General features: G+C 60.1%; 14 protein-coding genes and 2 pseudogenes. 8 read left to right on the forward strand and 8 right to left on the reverse strand.

The annotated features are described in order from the left end of the window. Window positions 1–59: 59 nt before the first annotated feature. The gene (locus ACYQ1P_RS13240; protein WP_460020813.1) at window positions 60–1,100 is read right to left on the reverse strand and encodes a rod shape-determining protein; all 1,041 of its coding nucleotides are present in this window, start codon (window positions 1,098–1,100) and stop codon (window positions 60–62) included. Between the two features lie 593 nt (window positions 1,101–1,693). On the opposite strand from ACYQ1P_RS13240, the gene ACYQ1P_RS13245 reads away from it, so the two are divergent. The 5 genes and pseudogenes from ACYQ1P_RS13245 to ACYQ1P_RS13265 all read left to right on the forward strand — a co-directional run. Beyond that, window positions 1,694–2,910, forward strand: a protein-coding gene (locus tag ACYQ1P_RS13245; RefSeq protein ID WP_460019886.1) for an IS3 family transposase whose coding sequence is annotated in 2 segments (ribosomal slippage) — window positions 1,694–1,967 and window positions 1,967–2,910 — 1,218 coding nt in all. Because the reading frame shifts where the segments join, the coding sequence is not laid out codon by codon here. A gap of 342 nt (window positions 2,911–3,252) precedes the next feature. Then, a complete protein-coding gene (locus ACYQ1P_RS13250; RefSeq protein WP_460020814.1) occupies window positions 3,253–3,552 on the forward strand; it encodes an antibiotic biosynthesis monooxygenase family protein in 300 nt (99 codons plus the stop codon). A 30-nt stretch (window positions 3,553–3,582) separates the two neighbouring features. Then, on the forward strand, window positions 3,583–4,632 hold the full coding sequence (locus ACYQ1P_RS13255) for a cobalamin B12-binding domain-containing protein (RefSeq protein ID WP_460020815.1): 1,050 nt from the start codon (window positions 3,583–3,585) through the stop codon (window positions 4,630–4,632). Between the two features lie 5 nt (window positions 4,633–4,637). Next, window positions 4,638–5,855: a sensor histidine kinase gene (locus tag ACYQ1P_RS13260; protein WP_460020816.1), complete on the forward strand. Its 1,218-nt coding sequence runs from the start codon at window positions 4,638–4,640 to the stop codon at window positions 5,853–5,855. A gap of 125 nt (window positions 5,856–5,980) precedes the next feature. Next, window positions 5,981–6,504, forward strand: a pseudogene (locus ACYQ1P_RS13265) (transposase); the annotation flags it as partial. An 18-nt stretch (window positions 6,505–6,522) separates the two neighbouring features. Here the strand turns inward: ACYQ1P_RS13265 and ACYQ1P_RS13270 are convergent. Continuing rightward, window positions 6,523–7,743 (reverse strand): IS4 family transposase, encoded by a 1,221-nt coding sequence (locus tag ACYQ1P_RS13270; RefSeq protein WP_460021653.1) that lies wholly within the window; start codon window positions 7,741–7,743, stop codon window positions 6,523–6,525. Between ACYQ1P_RS13270 and ACYQ1P_RS13275 the strand changes: the two genes are divergently transcribed. Together ACYQ1P_RS13275 and ACYQ1P_RS13280 are read left to right on the forward strand one after the other, a co-directional pair. Beyond that, window positions 7,655–9,070 carry an IS4 family transposase gene (locus ACYQ1P_RS13275; protein WP_460018917.1) on the forward strand — a complete coding sequence of 472 codons (1,416 nt, stop codon included), beginning with the start codon at window positions 7,655–7,657 and terminating at the stop codon, window positions 9,068–9,070. The genes ACYQ1P_RS13270 and ACYQ1P_RS13275 overlap by 89 nt on opposite strands. Window positions 9,071–9,288: 218 nt before the next feature. After that, a pseudogene (locus tag ACYQ1P_RS13280) lies at window positions 9,289–9,405 on the forward strand (IS481 family transposase); the annotation flags it as partial. Between the two features lie 137 nt (window positions 9,406–9,542). Here ACYQ1P_RS13280 and parE read toward each other — a convergent pair. Beyond that, window positions 9,543–11,534 (reverse strand): DNA topoisomerase IV subunit B, encoded by a 1,992-nt coding sequence (gene parE / locus ACYQ1P_RS13285; RefSeq protein ID WP_460020817.1) that lies wholly within the window; start codon window positions 11,532–11,534, stop codon window positions 9,543–9,545. Between the two features lie 188 nt (window positions 11,535–11,722). Between parE and ACYQ1P_RS13290 the strand changes: the two genes are divergently transcribed. Beyond that, window positions 11,723–13,189, forward strand: a complete 1,467-nt coding sequence (locus ACYQ1P_RS13290; protein WP_460020818.1) for a sensor domain-containing diguanylate cyclase — start codon at window positions 11,723–11,725, stop codon at window positions 13,187–13,189. Window positions 13,190–13,280: 91 nt separating this feature from the next. Here the strand turns inward: ACYQ1P_RS13290 and ACYQ1P_RS13295 are convergent, their stop codons facing one another. Genes ACYQ1P_RS13295 through ACYQ1P_RS13315 form a run of 5 tightly spaced genes read right to left on the reverse strand, consistent with a single transcriptional unit; the run spans window position 13,281 to window position 18,814 of the window. Then, window positions 13,281–14,264, reverse strand: coding sequence for a type II secretion system F family protein (locus ACYQ1P_RS13295; protein ID WP_460020819.1), 984 nt, complete (start codon window positions 14,262–14,264; stop codon window positions 13,281–13,283). After that, window positions 14,261–15,235, reverse strand: a complete 975-nt coding sequence (locus ACYQ1P_RS13300; protein ID WP_460020820.1) for a type II secretion system F family protein — start codon at window positions 15,233–15,235, stop codon at window positions 14,261–14,263. Before ACYQ1P_RS13300 ends, ACYQ1P_RS13295 begins: the two co-directional genes overlap by 4 nt. Next, the gene (locus tag ACYQ1P_RS13305) at window positions 15,232–16,836 is read right to left on the reverse strand and encodes a TadA family conjugal transfer-associated ATPase (RefSeq protein WP_460020821.1); all 1,605 of its coding nucleotides are present in this window, start codon (window positions 16,834–16,836) and stop codon (window positions 15,232–15,234) included. The genes ACYQ1P_RS13300 and ACYQ1P_RS13305 overlap by 4 nt, the downstream gene beginning before the upstream one ends. Next, a complete protein-coding gene (locus ACYQ1P_RS13310) occupies window positions 16,833–18,062 on the reverse strand; it encodes a CpaE/TadZ family protein (RefSeq protein ID WP_460020822.1) in 1,230 nt (409 codons plus the stop codon). The genes ACYQ1P_RS13305 and ACYQ1P_RS13310 overlap by 4 nt, the downstream gene beginning before the upstream one ends. An 11-nt stretch (window positions 18,063–18,073) precedes the next feature. Beyond that, a complete protein-coding gene (locus tag ACYQ1P_RS13315) occupies window positions 18,074–18,814 on the reverse strand; it encodes a CpaD family pilus assembly lipoprotein (RefSeq protein WP_460020823.1) in 741 nt (246 codons plus the stop codon). Window positions 18,815–18,823: the final 9 nt, after the last annotated feature.

An 18,823-nucleotide genomic window follows, 5' to 3' on the forward strand; every position in this document is an offset into this window, starting at 1 on the left:
TGCGTTTGGTGAAGCCTCTCACCAAAGGGCACTATGGCCGAAGACCGTTAACATACCTTTTAATACATGGTGGTGAGGACGTTCTTCAAGGTTTTCATTTCTTCCAAGGCCCGACCGGTCCCCAGGGCGACACAGGACAGCGGGTCATCGGCCAGCGACACCGGCAGGCCCGTGGCATGGCGCAGCACATAATCCATGTTGCCGAGCAGCGCACCGCCACCGGTCAGCACGATCCCCTTATCGACGATATCGGCGGCCAGTTCCGGGGCCGTGTGTTCGAGTGCCGATTTGACGGCCTCGATGATCGCGCCCACTGGTTCGGCGAGACTTTCGGAGATCTGACGCTCGCTGATCACCAGTTCCTTGGGCACGCCGTTCATCAGGTCGCGGCCCTTGATTTCCAGGGTCGCACCTTCGCCGTCTTCGGGCGGGCAGGCGGAGCCGATTTCTTCCTTGATGCGTTCGGCGGAGCCTTCGCCGATCAGCAGGTTATGATTGCGGCGGATATAGGCGATGATGGCTTCGTCCATCTTGTCGCCGCCGACGCGCACCGAGCGGGCATAGACGATGCCGCCGAGGGACAGCACCGCCACCTCGGTGGTGCCGCCGCCGATATCGACGACCATGGAGCCGGTCGGTTCGGTCACCGGCAGACCTGCACCGATGGCCGCCGCCATGGGTTCCTCGATCAGGTAGACCCGACGGGCTCCGGCGCTTTCCGCTGATTCCTGAATGGCGCGTCGTTCCACCGCTGTCGATCCCGAGGGCACGCAGACAACCATCTGCGGGCTGGCGAAGCTGCGCCGGTTATGCACCTTGCGAATAAAATGCTTGATCATTTCATGGGCGATTTCGAAGTCGGCGATAACGCCGTCGCGCAACGGACGGATGGCCTGGATATTGCCCGGCGTGCGTCCCAGCATCAGCTTGGCTTCTTCACCGACGGCGAGCACCTGCTTGCGGCCCTTGACCTCGGCGATGGCGACCACGGACGGTTCGTTGAGAACGATGCCGCGCCCCTTGACGTAGACCAGGGTATTGGCGGTCCCCAAATCAATGGCCATATCGGCGGAGAGAAAACCAAACAGCTTGGAAAACATATGACCTCGCGTCCGCTTGTCGTGTTACGACCCCCTTATCGTGTCGCAACGAAGTAATTGCAATGCCTAAATAATCAGGCGCCGCCCGGAACCCAACTCCGACGCGGCGGGCGTATCATAGAGAGTCCATATCAGTTCCGCTAGGGGGTAGGTTCCGGGAGCGGACATTTTGGCCGCCAAGCGGCTCTCGGTCGCTCAAGGCCTATGGTTTGCGGAACCCGTCGTCCGAGATGGTGTGCCCGGTTCGAGACCCGCCAGCAGGGTTGGTCCCTGGGCATAAAGAGATGCACGACCGTAATTCACCGCAATCTGAGGCGCGCGGCCGCGTCCTCACCTGAAAACAGCAGGCTCCTCATGCTGAGGAAGCCCGAAGGGCTGTCTCGAAGTATGGGGGCAAGTTTTTTCAGCCCCCAGACAGCCTTGCGCCTATCTGGTGACGTCTCCGCAATCCGATAAAAAATGCAGCGTCACCGTAATCGCGTAATCCACCGTAATCCGAACAGAAGCCTGTCGAAGGATGAGCTTGTTGAGCTGGTCCCGGAAAATCGGACAGTGAGTTAAGGTGTATTCCCCGAGTTACGGAGGAATACGAGATGACGAAGCGACGGACGTTCACGTCGGAATTCAAGGCCAAGGTAGCGCTGGAAGCGCTACGGGGCGACAAGACGATCCAGGAGATTGCGTCGCGGCACAAGGTCCACCCGAACCAGGTCAGCACCTGGAAGCGCCAAGCAGTGGAAGGTTTGGGCGAGGTGTTTTCGAATGGATCGGAGCGTGACAAGCGGGACCATGAGGAAGAGGTCCGCGACCTTCATGCCAAGATCGGCCAACTGACGGTGGAGCGGGATTTTTTGGCCAGAGGGCTCAAGCGATGAGCCGGGAGGAGCGCAAGGCGATGGTGCGCCGCGACGTTCCCGGACCGAGCTTGAGCCGCCAATGCGAGATCCTGTCGATCAGCCGGTCCTCGTTCTATTACCGGACCAAGGGCGAGAGCCCTGAGAATCTGGCTCTGATGCGGCGCATCGACGCGTTGTTCCTGAAGTATCCCTTCTTCGGCAGCCGCCAGATGGCTCGGCAACTGCGGCGCGACGGGATCGTCGTCGGGCGTCACCGGGTGCGCCGCCTGATGCGCAAGATGGGCCTGTCGGCCATCTACCAGGCCCCCAGGACCAGCATTCCGCATCCGGAGCACCGGGTCTATCCGTACCTGCTGAAAGGCTTGGCCATCGAGCGTCCGAACCAGGTCTGGTGCGCCGACATCACCTACATTCCGGTTCAACGGGGCTTCTTGTACCTGGTCGCCATCATGGACTGGGCAAGCCGCCACGTCTTGGCTTGGCGGCTGTCCAACACCATGGATGCCGCCTTCTGCGTCAAAACCCTCAAGGAGGCCATGGCCCGCTACGGCGCCCCGGAGATCTTCAATACCGATCAGGGCAGCCAGTTCACCAGTGTCGCCTTCACAAGCATTCTGAAGGACGCCGGCGTGAGAATCTCCATGGACGGCCGGGGTCGCTGCATGGACAACGTCTTCATCGAGCGCCTGTGGCGTTCCCTGAAGTACGAGGCGGTCTACCTGCAAGAGCTGGCCGACGGCTTCGAGGCGCAGCGTATCATCGGCGACTGGTTCGGCTTCTACAACACCGAGCGCCCCCACTCGGCGCTGGGTGGCCTCACCCCCGCCGAAGCCTACCAAATCGGCGGCGACGGCGGGCCTGTGGATATGATGGATACGCCTCGCGGCTTACCCACATCCCCACAGGCTCAACAGCAACAAGGAAATATGATAAATAGGGAATTGGCGGCATGATCAGAATGCGGAATACACCTTAACCGAGCCGCCAAACTGTCCAACATTGTGGGACCAGCTCATGTCTGTACACCCAGTTTGTCGAATGATGTACTTTCATCGCAACCCGTAACCCTGCCCTCGGAGTCCGTTTGGAAGATGCGAAACGACAGAAAAGCCTCGAAACTGAGGGCATCTGTTCGATATATTTGATGACAATTGCGAAATGGCCCAAATCCAGCCATCATTCGATAGGTCATGGCCCATTTTGCTACAGGCTTATAAGTGGCCGCTTGCCGTCGGAATGGGTGGCCGCTTTCTTCCGATTGCGCATTGTGGGTTTTCATTCTGGGGACTGAAGTGGTGTACATTGTGACGAGTCAGTTCGAGGTGGCCAATGGCATGGAAAAGGAAGTGGAGAGAGCCTTCAAAGACCGTCCCCATAAAGTGGATGACGCGCTTGGTTTCATTCGCATGGATGTGTTGAGAGCCGAAGACAATCCGGCCGAGTTCATGCTTGTGACCTATTGGGAAACCAAGGAGTCTTACGAGACTTGGCATCACGGTCACAATTACGCCGAGGCGCATTTGGGCATCCCCAAGGGACTGAAGCTGGTTCAGGGAAAAACAAAAATCAGGTCCTATGCTCATGTTTCGACTTAGCTGGAGCACCCCAATAAGGTTTTTTGTCAGATGCTCGTACAACCTTTAGTTAGTTCCGGATACCTAGGCGAGGCCATCGCCAAAGCTGTGGTCAACCTCCAATATGCCCAGAACCCCGAACTGGAAAAGCGTTTCGGCCCAGAGGGTCGCGTTAAATGTTATCAAGACGCCTGTTTCCATGTGGCATATCTACTCGAAGCCGCCGATCAGGAAAGACCCGATGTCTTTGTCTCCTATACCTCTTGGACAAAAGGCCTGCTGAAGGGCATGGGCATAACCGTCGAGCATTTGGCGGCGCATCTCCGTATCCTGCGCGAAGTGACCGACGAGATGTTATCGGGGGAGAGACATGCCCACGCCCGGATCGCCATTGATCAAGCTTTGGCCAAACTACCTGACCTCTCGAACGGTTCTGACTCATATCTCCTTGATAGCAATCCACTCCTCGACCTGGCCCAGCGTTATCTATCGGCCCTGTTGGAGCGGCGACGGGACGAGGCCGTGCAGATGATCCTTGCGGCTGTGGAAAACACAACCTCGATCCGTGAGATTTACCTGCATGTCTTCCAACCGGTCCAGCGCGAAATCGGTCGGCTGTGGCAGTTGGGGCACATCAATGTCGCTCAGGAACATTACGGCACGGCCGTGACCCAACTCGCGATGTCACAATTGTATGCCTATGTGTTCGCAAGTAAAAGGACCGGCAAGACCTTCGTGGCCTCTTGCGTCGGAGACGAACTTCATGAAATCGGCATGCGCATGGTCGCCGATTTTGTTGAAATGGAAGGATGGGATACCATCTATCTAGGGGCCAACCTGCCCACGAACAACATCATATCTGCCGTAGTCGATAACAAGGCCGATGTTCTTGGACTGTCGGCGACCATTCCTTTTCATGTGGGATACGTCAGGGATATTGTCGCGGCAGTTCGGTCCACGCCCGGAGCCGATAGCACCAGGGTGATCGTCGGCGGTTACGCCTTCGGTGAGGGGGGGAGCGATTGGCGCAAGACCGGTGCCGATGCATATGCTGTGGATGCCGTTGGCGCAGTCGTCGCACTTGCCGCAGAAACGAAATGAAAAGGATGACCAAGACCTTTGGGGCCAAACATAAAGCTCGGGGCGCGATCTTGCGCTGTGATGTGAATGGCATCGTTGTGTCGATGGAAAACCAGGGACTGTTCGAAGAGGACTTCCCGATAACGGGTCGACTGTTCGGCACATTGTTCTCGTCGACCTCCGTCGAGAAGGCGCTCAGTGTGCAGATGGAACTTTTCAGCGGCCATTCCGTATTCACACAGGAACTCAATGTCCAAGTTGCGGACGACACCCTCCAGACGGTTTTTGTCTCCGGTTATAAAGAGGAGAACACGAGCGTCTTTCTGCTCTCTCCCGCACCGGAGGAACTATTTGACCTGTATGCGGAATTGATGAAAATCAACAATGATCAGGCGAATTTCATAAGGACACTTAGCAAACGACAATATGTGCCCCGACAGGACGAAGATAGCATCCTTAAAGAATTTTCCACTTTGAATAATGAAGTCGCCAACGCCCAAAGAGAGCTGACAAAGAAAAATCATACTCTCAATATGCTGAATTTGGAACTGACCGAATTAAACGCAGAAAAGGACAAACTCTTTTCGATTATCGCCCACGATCTAAGAAGCCCGTTCAATGCCCTTTTGGGTTTCTCTTCATTACTCGAAATGCGCGCCCAGGAATTGGACCGGAGCAAGGTTGCCCTCTACGCCTCGCACATTCACCAGTCCGGTCAAAAGCTTTTCAAGCTTCTGGAAAACCTTCTGGAATGGGCCAGAGTTCAAATGGGACGTGTGCACCCCTCTCCCAAATCTTTCGTACTTGCAGACATCATCCATCGATGTCTGGACGCCCTCAACGCATCTGCAGAAACCAAACATATCAAAATGACATCCACCCTGTCGGGAGAACAGGCCTTTGCCGACCCCAACATGATCGAAACGGTAATCCGTAATTTGATCAGTAATGCCATCAAATTCACTCAGGCAGGTGGGGCCATCACGGTGCATGCAACCCTACAGCATGATATCGTGAAAATTTCCGTCTCTGATACCGGTGTGGGGATTCCGGAGAATCGGTTGGAGAACCTATTTAAAATGAGTGGTGCCAAGTCAACCGATGGCACCAACGGAGAATCCGGTACCGGCTTGGGTCTTATCTTGTGCAAGGAACTGGTCGAGAGGAACGGTGGGAAAATTGGAGTTTCAAGCGCCTCAGGAAAGGGAACGACGTTCTACTTCACGATCCCTGCGGCTGAATAGCCGGTTGGGGTTATGAGCAGACTTATATGGCCCGGCGGGCTCGGGTCAACGGGTTGGAGGTGACCTGAGCCCCGGAAATTCCTCCAAAGTTTGGTAGAGTCCGTCGACCGAGAAGGAGACGGACAATGAAGCGCAGTCGGTTCAGCGAAGAGCAGATCATCGGGATCTTGAAGGAGCAGGAGGCGGGTCAGAAGACAGCGGACATTTGCCGCCGTCACGGGATCAGCGAGGGGACGTTCTACAAGTGGAAGGCCAAGTTCGGCGGCCTGGAGGTGTCGGACGCCAAGCGGCTGAAGATGCTGGAGGACGAGAACGCTCGGCTAAAGAAGCTGCTCGCCGAGGCGATGTTGGACAACGCCATGTTGAAGGATGTGGCGTCAAAAAAATGGTGACGCCCGCTGCCCGGCGGCAGGCCGTCGCCCACCTCCGAGCCGAGCACGGGGTGAGCGAGCGGCGGGCGTGTTCTGTCCTTGGCGCGGATCGGAGTTCGGTCCGCTACCGGTCCCGGCGACCCGACGACGGGTCGCTGCGCGAGCGCCTGCGGGCCCTGTCGCGGGAGCGCCGCCGGTTCGGCTATCGCCGCCTGCATGTGCTGCTGGCCCGGGAAGGGATCGAGGTCAATCACAAGAAGCTGCGCCGTCTGTACCGTAACCCCTCGTCGAGCCTTTCAATTACCCACAAGTGTTTTTCCATTACCATATGCGGCTTCGAAGCCCATAACGAGGTCGGCGAGGCGGGAGAATCCCCGCCACAGGACGGTGGTTCCAGGCGGAGGGTCGTGTCGTCGGGCGAGGTAGCCGCCAAGGCGGGCGACGGCGACGATATAGAAATCGAGGTTACGCGCTTGGCCGGGGCGAGTGGCGGGCGCGGTGCGATCCAGGAGCGCCAATTCCGTGTCTGTGAAGACGGCCCGCGGCGTGCTCGCCGGTTCGGTACGGCGAAGCCACGTCATCCAGGAGATCCTCCAGGCCGTCACGCTGGCAAGCGCGATGCAATTGGCCAATCGGTCGGCAGTGCTGAGACGGATGTCTTCGATCCGGCATCCGGTCTTGAGGGTCTTGAAGAAGGTTTCGATACTCCAGCGCCGAGCGTACCAATCGAGCTTGTGGACGGCCTCCTCGAAGGAGGTTACGGCAAGGTTGGTGATCAGTTTCCACAGCAGCGGTTCCCGGTGGATGGGAGGATCGACCTCGATGGCATGGATGATCTGGAGCCGTTGATGTTCGTACTTTTTCTGTTTCCCAATTGGTGGACACACGGTCATGGTGGAGAACTTGATAGCCAGCTGGGCTTCCTGTGGCTGGCCGGTGGCATCCCGGAAGCGGATGAAATGCGTACCGCTGGGCTCGATCCCCTCCATTACCTGCGCGATCGTCGTCGCCCCGTCTTGGGCAAGCCGGTTGACGCAGGAGCGCACCAGGAAATGGGTGCCGAGTTCCCGGGCGAGGCTGAAGAGCTCATAGATATCGCTCTCCCGGTCACCGATATGGATGCACCGCTCGGGCGCGCCGATCAACTCGGTCGAAAGTCGAAGATTGTCGAGCCAGCGCATGCTCTCCTTCTGTTCGATCGGAACCCGTGTGGGATTGATCTTGCGTTTCAGAGCCTTCGTGCCTTTGAACTTGTCTCGCGACCAAAACCGCGCGGCGGCCAGCCCGAGCGGCAGGCCGTCGGGTGTAACGGCCCTTGAAATTACCCACAGTTTGTGGGTCTTGATGGATGATGGGCCACATTTAGGCTTGACTCTCAGGAATCGGCCATGATTCGTTGTTGGGCACCTCACAGTATAGGGTGCAAACATGGGATCGTGGGTGGATGACGAAACGGCAAGCTGTGATCTGGGTGATGCGCGGCTGAACCGGCGGATGGGAGCGATGCTGGCTGCCATGGGAGAGCGACCGGGTGGATCGCTGCCCACCGCGTTCCAGGACTGGGCGAATACGAAGGCGGCTTACCGCTTCTTTGCAAATGAGAATGTCAGCGAGGACAAGATCCTGGCGGGACACTTCGCGGCCACCGCGTTGCGGGTACAGGCCATAGACGGACCAATTCTCGTGCTGCAGGACACCACCGAATTCTCGTTCAAACGGAGCAAGCCCGAGAAAGTCGGTTTCACGAAGACCTCCTGCGGCCATAAAACCAAGGAAGGGCGCCATCATCAGCATACGATCTGCGGCATGCTCATGCACGTAAGCCTGGCCGTTACACCCGACGGCCTGCCGCTCGGGCTGGCCGCCGCGCGGTTTTGGTCGCGAGACAAGTTCAAAGGCACGAAGGCTCTGAAACGCAAGATCAATCCCACACGGGTTCCGATCGAACAGAAGGAGAGCATGCGCTGGCTCGACAATCTTCGACTTTCGACCGAGTTGATCGGCGCGCCCGAGCGGTGCATCCATATCGGTGACCGGGAGAGCGATATCTATGAGCTCTTCAGCCTCGCCCGGGAACTCGGCACCCATTTCCTGGTGCGCTCCTGCGTCAACCGGCTTGCCCAAGACGGGGCGACGACGATCGCGCAGGTAATGGAGGGGATCGAGCCCAGCGGTACGCATTTCATCCGCTTCCGGGATGCCACCGGCCAGCCACAGGAAGCCCAGCTGGCTATCAAGTTCTCCACCATGACCGTGTGTCCACCAATTGGGAAACAGAAAAAGTACGAACATCAACGGCTCCAGATCATCCATGCCATCGAGGTCGATCCTCCCATCCACCGGGAACCGCTGCTGTGGAAACTGATCACCAACCTTGCCGTAACCTCCTTCGAGGAGGCCGTCCACAAGCTCGATTGGTACGCTCGGCGCTGGAGTATCGAAACCTTCTTCAAGACCCTCAAGACCGGATGCCGGATCGAAGACATCCGTCTCAGCACTGCCGACCGATTGGCCAATTGCATCGCGCTTGCCAGCGTGACGGCCTGGAGGATCTCCTGGATGACGTGGCTTCGCCGTACCGAACCGGCGAGCACGCCGCGGGCCGTCTTCACAGACACGGAATTGGCGCTCCTGGATCGCACCGCGCCCGCCACTCGCCCCGGCCAAGCGCGTAACCTCGATTTCTATATCGTCGCCGTCGCCCGCCTTGGCGGCTACCTCGCCCGACGACACGACCCTCCGCCTGGAACCACCGTCCTGTGGCGGGGATTCTCCCGCCTCGCCGACCTCGTTATGGGCTTCGAAGCCGCATATGGTAATGGAAAAACACTTGTGGGTAATTGAAAGATAGGGCGGATGCTTACGTTAAGGCAGACATCCTCTCCATAGGGTGTCAACGACGCGCCATGCTGACGGCCGGTTATGACCCACAGGCGCCATTGAAGGTTTTGAAGGGCAGGACACTATCTAACGAGATAGAAAAATATAAGTATGCTCTTCTACGACTGGTCGTCTTTCCCTTTCCTCCTGTGCTGAGACAGTATTCACCAGACACTTAGCGCCACACCGGAGACTTGGTGGCCGTGGACACCTTCTTCGGCGGCCATCTGAAGGGCGTCGGCAAGGGTCTATTGCAGACCGTCATCGACTGCTTCTCCCGCTACGCATGGGGGCGACTGCAGCCACAGAATACTCTTGATGTTATCTCCTAGCTTAGTCATAGAGACTTCCCCCCCCGTCTAAAAGCTTCCGCAAAAAAGGAAGCTGCGGCAACCCTGTATGTAGCGGGGGTCTGCGTCAGCAGGATGTGCACGCTTTAGACGTCCAGGTCCTCGACGAATTTCGCCTGTTCCTGGATGAAGGCCATGCGGGCTTCCGGCTTGCGGCCCATCAACCGTTCGACCAGATCAGAGGTCTCTTTGGCTTCCTCGATGTCCTCGACGTTGTGGCCCATGGGCACGGTGACCTTGAGCAGAATCCGGCTGGTCGGGTCCATGGTGGTTTCCTTGAGCTGGGCCGGGGGCATTTCCCCCAATCCCTTGAAGCGCGAGATATCCACCTTGCCGCGCCCGGAAAACTCCTTGGCCAACAGTTCCTCCTTGTGCGCCTCATCGCGGGCATAGAGCACCTTGCCCCCCTGGGCGATCCGGAACAATGGCGGCAGGGCAATATAAAGATGGCCCGTTTCAATGAGTTTCGGCATTTCCCTAAAGAAGTAAGTCATTAACAGGGAGGCGATATGGGCGCCGTCCACATCGGCGTCGGTCATGATGATGATCTTTTCGTAGCGCAGGGCTTCCTCGTCATAGGCCTCCCGCGTGCCGCAGCCCAGGGCCTCCATCAGATCGGACAGTTCCTGATTGCCGCGCAGCTTGTCATCGGAGGCGGAGGCCACATTGAGGATCTTGCCGCGCAACGGCAGCACCGCCTGGGTATCGCGCCGCCGCGCCTGTTTTGCCGAGCCGCCAGCGGAATCGCCCTCGACGATGAACAGCTCGGTGCCCTGCTGGATGGAGCGCGCGCAGTCGGCGAGCTTGCCCGGCAATCGCAGCCGCTTGGTCGCCGAGGCCCGCTTCATCTCCTTGTCCTGCCGCTTGCGCAGCCGCACATTGGCCCGATCGACGATGCGCTCCAACAAAGCCTTGGCGGTGTCGGGATCGCCGGAGAGCCAATGGTCGAAATGATCGCGCAGCGCATTTTCCACCAGTCGGGCGGCCTCAGCCGAGGCCAGTTTTTCCTTGGTCTGGCCCTGGAATTGCGGCTCGCGGATGAACACGGACAGCATGATGCAGGCCCCGCCGACCAGATCATCGGCACTCATCTTGGCCGCCTGCCGGTTGTTGACCAATTCCCCATAAGCGCGCAGGCCGCGCAACAAGGCGGTGCGCAGGCCGGTTTCATGGGTCCCCCCCTGCGGCGTCGGCACCGTGTTGCAATAGGAATTGAAAAAGCCGTCCTCGTCCTCGGGCCAGGCAATGGCCCATTCCATCTTGCCCGCCCCGTCGGGGAACAGGGCGGTTCCGGCAAACGGGGTGGCGGTGACCATGTCCCGCCCGTCGAGACTGGCAGCCAGAAAATCCGAGAGTCCGCCGGGAAAATGCAGGGTCGCCTGGGCCGGGGTTGTATCTTCATCCTTGAGCAGCGACGGATCACAGGACCAGCGGATTTCCACCCCCCGGAACAGATAGGCCTTGGAGCGCGCCAGCTTGTACAGCAGGGACGGCTTGAAATGCAGCCGATGGCCGAAAATCTGCGTGTCAGGTTGAAAAATGATCGTGGTACCGCGACGATTCTGCACCGCGCCGGCGTTACGCAATTTCGTCAGAGGTTTGCCGCGTTCGTAGCTCTGCGCCCACAGCACCCGGTCCCGCGCCACCTCCACCTCCAGCTGTTCGGACAGGGCATTGACCACCGAAATGCCCACCCCGTGCAGCCCGCCGGAGGTCTCGTAGGCCTTGCCGCCGAACTTGCCGCCCGAGTGCAGAGTGGTGAGAATGACTTCCAGGGCCGATTTGTCGCGCATTTTCGGATGTTTATCCACCGGGATGCCGCGCCCGTTGTCGCGCACGGTCACCCGGTTGTCGAGCCCCAGTTCCAGCTCTATGCGGCTGGCATGACCGGCCACCGCCTCATCCATGGAATTGTCCAGCACCTCGGCCACCAGATGATGCAAGGCCCGCTCGTCGGTGCCGCCGATATACATGCCCGGTCGACGCCGCACCGGCTCCAGCCCCTCCAGGACCTCGATGTCCTTGGCCGAATACTCCCCGCTGGTGGCGGGGTTGGACTGGAATAGATCGTCGCTCATGCCTGCTGCCTCGTGTGCCACGGATAGAGACCCGGAATCCTCGGGAAACTGATTCATGGGGGGCCGTTCTTCCCAGGTCAAGACTTGCGTGCCCCGCATACCTCCCAAACCTGATGAATCATTCCTCTTTCGTCACAAACAGGCTATCGTACAGCAGTCACGTTTCTGGATAAGGCTGAACAATCCCCATGCCCTGGTGGAAAAACACGGGATCGGTCCGCGGGCCGCTCATCACGACCATTGCCCTGATTCTGGTGGCCGGCTTTCTGCTGACCAACGTCATCAGTTATCAGATTTCCAAAAGCAGCCTGCGTCAGGCGCTGATCGACAACGAATTGCCGCTGACCAGTAACAATATCTATTCGGAAATTCAGCGCGATCTGTTGCAGCCGGTCTTTGTCGCCTCCTTGATGTCCACCGATACATTCGTCAAGGACTGGCTCCTGAAGGGCGAACAGGAGCCCGGGAAGATCATTCATTATCTGGATGACATCCGGCGCAAATACGGCCTGTTCACCAGCTTTCTGGTCTCCGACAAAACCCGCAACTACTACCATTTCAGTGGCATTTCCCAGGTAGTATCCGAGCAGGAGCCCCGAGATACCTGGTATTTCCGGGTCCGCGACATGACCCAGCCCTACGAACTGAACGTGGACATCAACGCCCAACAGAATGACGCGGTGACCATCTTCATCAATCACCAGGTCCATGGCCCGGACGGACAGTTTCTGGCCGCCACCGGGGTCGGTCTGGAATTGAATTCGGTGGCTCGGGTGGTGGAACGCTACCGGGAACACTTCGGGCGCCATATCTATTTCATCGACGATACGGGCCACATCGCTCTGCGCTCCGCCGAGGCCGTCATTACCGAGGACAACATCCACGACGCCGAGGGAATCGCCGCCATCGCCGAGGACATCCTGACCACTGACCACGGGTTCTACGAATACCAGCGCAACGGCGAGACCATGCTGCTCAACACCCGCCACATCCCCGAACTGGGCTGGCGGGTCGTCGTCGAGCAACAGGAATCCGAGGCCCTCAAGACGCTTCGACGGGGATTATGGACCAATACCCTGGTCGGTCTGAGCGTCATTGTTCTCACCATCCTGATCGTCACCTATACGGTGAACCTGTTCCATTCCCGGCTGGTGGTCATGGCGACCACCGACGAACTGACCGGCATCGGCAACCGCCAGGTATTCGAACAGAGCCTGAAAAGCGCCCTGTCCCGCCACCAGAGGGACAATGTGCCGTTTTCCGTCCTGCTGTTCGACGTTGATCACTTCAAGCGAGTCAACGATACCCTTGGTCACCTGGAAGGCGACCGGGTCTTGCAGGGCATCGCCCGGGTGATGCGGGAGACCGTGCGCGAGGCCGACGTGCTGTGCCGCTGGGGCGGTGAAGAAATGATCGTGCTGGCCCACAACTGCACTCTCGAAACCGCCGCCATCCTGGCGGAAAAGATTCGTCAGGCCATGGAACGCGCCACCCTCACCCAATTGCCGGACGGCTTGCCGATCACCGTCAGCGCCGGTGTCGCCGAGGCCCATGGGAGCGACAACATGGACTCGGTCATCGACCGCGCCGACGCCGCCCTCTACCGGGCCAAGCAGGACGGCCGCAACTGCATCCGCACGACCGCCAACGCCTAGATAAAACAAGTGACGCCGGGAGGCGACCCCTCACCCCCCGGCGTCTTCGGTTCACGCAACCCCGACAGCGCGATCCCCGATGGAAATATCGTCATAGTCCGCTCAGGCCGTCGATGGTGCTCATGATCGCCGGCCCTAACAGCACGATGAACAGGGTCGGCAGGATGAATACGATCAACGGAACGGTCAGGGTGGCGGGCAGCTTGGCCGCCTTTTCCTCCGCCCGGAGCATCCGTTCGTCACGGAATTCGGCGGCCAGCACGCGCAAACTCTGGGACAACGGGGTGCCGTATTTTTCCGTTTGCAGCAAGGTGTTGACCACTGCGCGGATCTGCTCCAGGTCGGTGCGCATGTCCAGGTTCTCCAAGGCCTTGCGTCGCTGTGGCAGGAATCCCAGTTCGAGCGCCGTCAAACTCAATTCGTCGGCCAGTTCCGGGGCCGCCTGACGCAGTTCCCGCGCCACCCGGGTCAGCGCCGCATCCAGGCTGAGCCCCGCCTCGGCACAGATCACCAGCAAGTCCAAGGCATCCGGCAGCCCCATGCGCAACGCCTTGCGCCGCCGATCAGTCATGTTGCGCACATAGATTTCCGGCAGATAGGCCCCGATGACGGTGACCAACAAGGCGACGAACAGCTTGGCCAGCGGCGGCATTTCCCAGATCCCCAACCCATAGAGGGCAAAGGCGGCCAAACCCCCGAAACCGAACGGCAGCGCCAGCTTGAAGAACATGTAAATGACCAGCGAGTCCTTGGACCGCCACCCGGCGGCGGCCAGCTTGCGGGACACCTTTTCGGATTCCTGGGTGCCCAGCAGACGCAGCTTTTCGACCACGCTGCGCATCAGGCCGACCGCGTTTTCCCGTTTGGCCTGACGTTCCTTGCGTCCCCGCTGGACCCGCAGCCCAGCCTTCAGGGCCTCGCGCTGTAGCTTCAAGGCCCGCACCCGGGCATTGAGCGGCGAGGCCATGCGCAGGCTGTTCCACACTGCGACCACGGAAACAAAGGCGGCCACCCCGGTCAACAGGGTGATCAGGTCTTCCGCCGCGAAAGGCAACAAGGCGTTCAGATCGTTCATATCTCGAACCTCACCATTTTCGCCATGACGGCAATGCCCAATCCCATCATGCCGACACCGACACCGAGCATGAGCATGCCGCGCGGATCGGTGAACAGCGCCTGCTCATACTCCCAGTTCATCGCCGAAATGATGCCGAACATGATGAACGGCAGCGATCCCAGGATCATGGCGCTGGCCTTGGCCTCCGAGGACATGGCCTTGATCTTGAGCCGCATCTGCCGCCGCTTGCGCAGGATCTCGGATAAATTGGCCAGGGTCTCCGCCAGATTGCCGCCGGTCTCCTTTTGCACCGACAAACTGATGACGAAGAACTTGAATTCCGGCGTATCGAGCTTGCGGGCCGCTTCCCAGAGGGCGTCTTCCAGGGTCCGCCCGAATTTCATGGAATCGAACACCCCGATGAATTCACAGCCCACCGGGTCGGACATCTCCCGCCCCACGGCGCCAATGGACTCGGTGACCGGCAGACCGGACTTCAACCCGCGCACGATCAGGTCAATGGCATCGGGAAACAGGGCGTTGAACTTGGCAATCCGTTTCGCCGCCATGCGTCCGACCATCCAATGGGGCAGCCATATTCCCGCCGCCACCGAGGCCGGCAGGGCGATGGCCAGGGAGAATCCGAACAGACCCCGCGCCAGGGCGAAAATCACCAGAAACAGCAGCATGTTGACCGCCACATAGCCGCCGAATGAAATCGCTTTTCCGGTCCGGTCCAGGCGGGCCCGCAACATGGATTGACGCGGCAGGAAGCGCCGGACTAGGCCATCCAGACCGGGCATCGCGCCCTGGGAGTCGGTCTTTTTGACCGTGCCCTGGGTCGGGCGACGCACAGATTCCCCCTTGGCCCGCCGGGTCACCTGATCGAGCCGCCGCAGGCGGTCTCTGTCGTTGCCCCGCAAGGCCATGCCAAGGAGCAGCACCAGGATCAACACACCGCCAAAGATCACGAACAGACCGTCGCTCATCCCATGGCCTCCATCAACGCCCGGTCGAGGCCGAAATACTTGGCCTTTTGCAGGAAGTGCGGCCGCAGACCGCTGGATTGATAGCTCCCGAACAGCTTGCCGTTGGCGTCTTCGCCCTCGTACACAAAGGTGAATAGGTCCTGGGTGGTAATGATCTCCCCTTCCATGCCGACGATTTCGGTGACCTGGGTCAAACGCCGAATACCGTCGCGCATGCGCGAAATCTGCACCACCAGATGCACCGCGTTGGCAATCTGCGAGCGCACCGCCTCGTGGGGCAGCTTGACGCCGGTCATGGCAACCATGTTTTCCAGCCGGGTCAGGGCCTCGCGCGGCGTGTTCGAGTGGATGGTGCCCAGCGAGCCATCATGGCCGGTATTCATGGCCTGCAACATGTCCAGGGCCTCCCCGGCGCGGATTTCGCCGAGAATAATCCGGTCCGGGCGCATGCGCAGGCAGTTCTTGACCAGTTCCCGCTGGGTGATCTCGCCCTGGCCTTCCAGGTTCGGCGGTCGGGTTTCCAGACGCACCACATGGGGCTGCTGCAATTGCAGTTCGGCGGCATCCTCAATGGTGACCACCCGCTCCGACGGGTCGATCATCCGCGACAGGGCATTGAGCAGGGTCGTCTTACCCGAACCTGTGCCGCCGGAAATCAGGATATTGAGCCTTGAGCGGGCGGCAATGCGCAGCACCGTCGCCATGGCGGGCGACAAATTGCCATTTTTTTCCATCACTTCGAGGGTGATTTTCTGCTTGGCAAACTTACGAATGGAGATGCTCGGGCCGTCGATGGCCAACGGCGGAATGATGATGTTGACCCGCGAGCCGTCGGCCAGCCGGGCATCCACCAGCGGCGACGATTCATCAACCCGCCGCCCGACCTGCGAGACGATCCGCGAGGCCACGTTCATCACATGGGCGTTGTCGCGGAAGGTCACATCGGACAGCACCAGCTTGCCACGCCGCTCCACATAAACCTGTTTCGGCCCATTGACCATGATGTCGGTCACCGCCTCGTCGGCCAACAAGGGTTCCAGCGGCCCCAGCCCCAGCATGTCATTGAGCAGCAGGGTCACTAGGTCGCGCTGCTCGACGCCATTGAGTTGCAGCTTCTGTTCGACCAGGATCTCGCCGACAATTTCACTGACCTGCGCCGCCAGTTCCTCCCGCGGCAGTTCGGCCGCCTTGCCCACATCCATTTTCTCCAGCAACAGGGCCTGCACCCGTTCCTTGGCCTGACCGACCGGGTCCGCCACGGCCTCCTTGGGAGCTGCCTGTTTGGCCGCCGTCTCGTCGAGCATCAAATTGATCAGCACCGTCACCGCATCTCGGATCTCATCTTCCTGCAGCGGCGATTCAGTGGTCTCGCCTTCCAGGACGATGGTGGTCAGAGCGGCCAGCTTGGCGCGCGGCATATCGCTCACGTCTTCCAGTTCCAGGCGCTTGCGCAGGCGCGGCAGGACCAGTTCGATGGCCTGTTCAATGCGTCCGTCACGATCCGTCGCCGGGAGCACCGTGGGAACCGTAACCGGTGCCGGTGAACCGACGATCCGCAACGGCACGACCTTGTCAGACGATTGCCGACGACCGAACATCATTGGCCCCCTTTCAGTCCCAGCAGACGACGCCAGACCGGCGCCGCCCCGGTGCTCTCTGCGGACTCGTTCAGGACCCGCGCGCTCAGTTCACGCAATCCGGCCACCGCCTTGCCCTTGTGGGTGATCTCCGGCACCGCCTTGCCCTGATTGGCGCTTTCCAACACGCCGCCGATATCGAACGGCAGGACCACGTCCACGGAGACCTCGGCCCCCTTCTCGAATTCGCCGCGCGTCATCTCGCCCTTGCCCAGCAGCCCGACCCGGTTGGCGACCACGGTCAGCCGGGCCTGCGGGGCGGCCTTGGTCAGAAATTCATGAATGCGCAGGGTGTCGCGGATTCCGGCCAGAGTCAGGTCGGCCACCAGAACCAGTTCCGCCGCCTCGGCCAGGGCCGAGGTGTTGCTCAAGGATTCGCGCGGCAGATCGACCACCACCAGATCGAACGACTGGCGCATTTTTTCCAACAACTGGTCGATGGCCGTGGGATCGGGAAGAATGGCCTGGCCCAACTGTTCCTCCGTATCGAGCACGAACAGGTTGTCGCTTTCCCGCACCATGGAGCGCTCGATAAACAGGCTGTCGATGCGGCTGGGATTCTCCAGCGCCTCGCGAAAACCGCGACCGGGCTCCAGATCAAGCGCCAGGGCCGTGGTGCCGAAATACAGGTCCAGATCGACCAGGGCGACCTTACGCTGTTTCTCATGGGCCAGTATCCACGCGGTATTGACCGCCACAGTGGTCGCCCCGACGCCGCCCCGTGCCCCGACCACCAGCACCAGCCTGGCCAGGTCGCTGGCCGCCTCTTCGGCGGGCGTTTCCGGCTCCCGCAGGACCCGCTCGACCGCCGCCCGCACCGCCTCGGCGGCCAGCGGCTTGAGCAGATAATCATCAATCCCCATCTCCATGAGCTGGCGATAGAGATTCACGTCATTGACCGTCCCCAGGGCAATGACCCGGGTGCCTGGATCGCAATGATCGGCCAGCGCCGCCAATTCCTCGATGGGATCAGGTGCCCCGGACAAATCGAGCACCAGCAGTTTCGGCGTCGCCATTCCGGCCAGCACCCGCACCGCCTCGGCGGCATCGCCGCGCCGCACCGAGTCATCGGCCCAACCCAGGTCCCGAGCCACGCCGACCAGGGCCTGCCGGGTCACGTCGTCGCTGACGAAAGCCATCCAGGAAGTCGTCTCCGGCGCGGAAGTTTTCTTGAGTGCCGTCATGGTCATGACATCCCCCCCTATTGGCCGCCCAAGGCGCTGGTCAAATCAGAGGCCGACGAGTCGGCGGAAGAATTGCTGCCGTCCAAAGGTGTGGTTTCCCCTTTGCGATAGCGGTCGATACCGGCAGCCAGATATTCCCCATCCGCCGGACCGATGGCCCGACCGGCCACCAGATCCCGAGGGTCGGCCACCATCAGGCCCAGATTCGAGGCGGTGGCGCAGCCGAAGTTGGAGCTGTTGCCATTGGCCAGATTGTTGCCCGGTCGGCCGGTCCAATCGGGACAGGCAGGCAAGCTCACCAGATGACGGCGCACCTGCACCCGCACCACATCCAATGCGCCGGGGCGCACATAGTCATCATCCAGGCGGGCATTGACGCGGCGCGCCCCCAGATAGGCGGCCACGGCCTCGGCCCGGCGCGTCGACAGGGCATGCGCCGTCGCCGGTTGGACGCTGACTTCATCGGTGCCTTGCAGGCGGATACGGGCGAGGAAATCGTCCAGAGCGCCCAACTCCGCCCCCATCAGGGTGGCATCATTGGCTTCGAAAGCCACGTCATGGGCCATCTCCACCGGGATCACCGCCACTTTCTTTTCCGGCGGCACATTGTGCCAATCCTCGGTCTCCGCATGGTCGATCAGATAGGCTCCCCCGGCGACCGCCCCGCTCAGGGCCAGGGATTTCAGGGACTGGCAACCGCCGAACAGCAGCAGGGACAGGGCACATGTGGTTCGCATCAAAATCCGTTGTGGGCTCATCTGTCCCTC

The organism is Magnetospira thiophila (genome assembly GCF_054657015.1).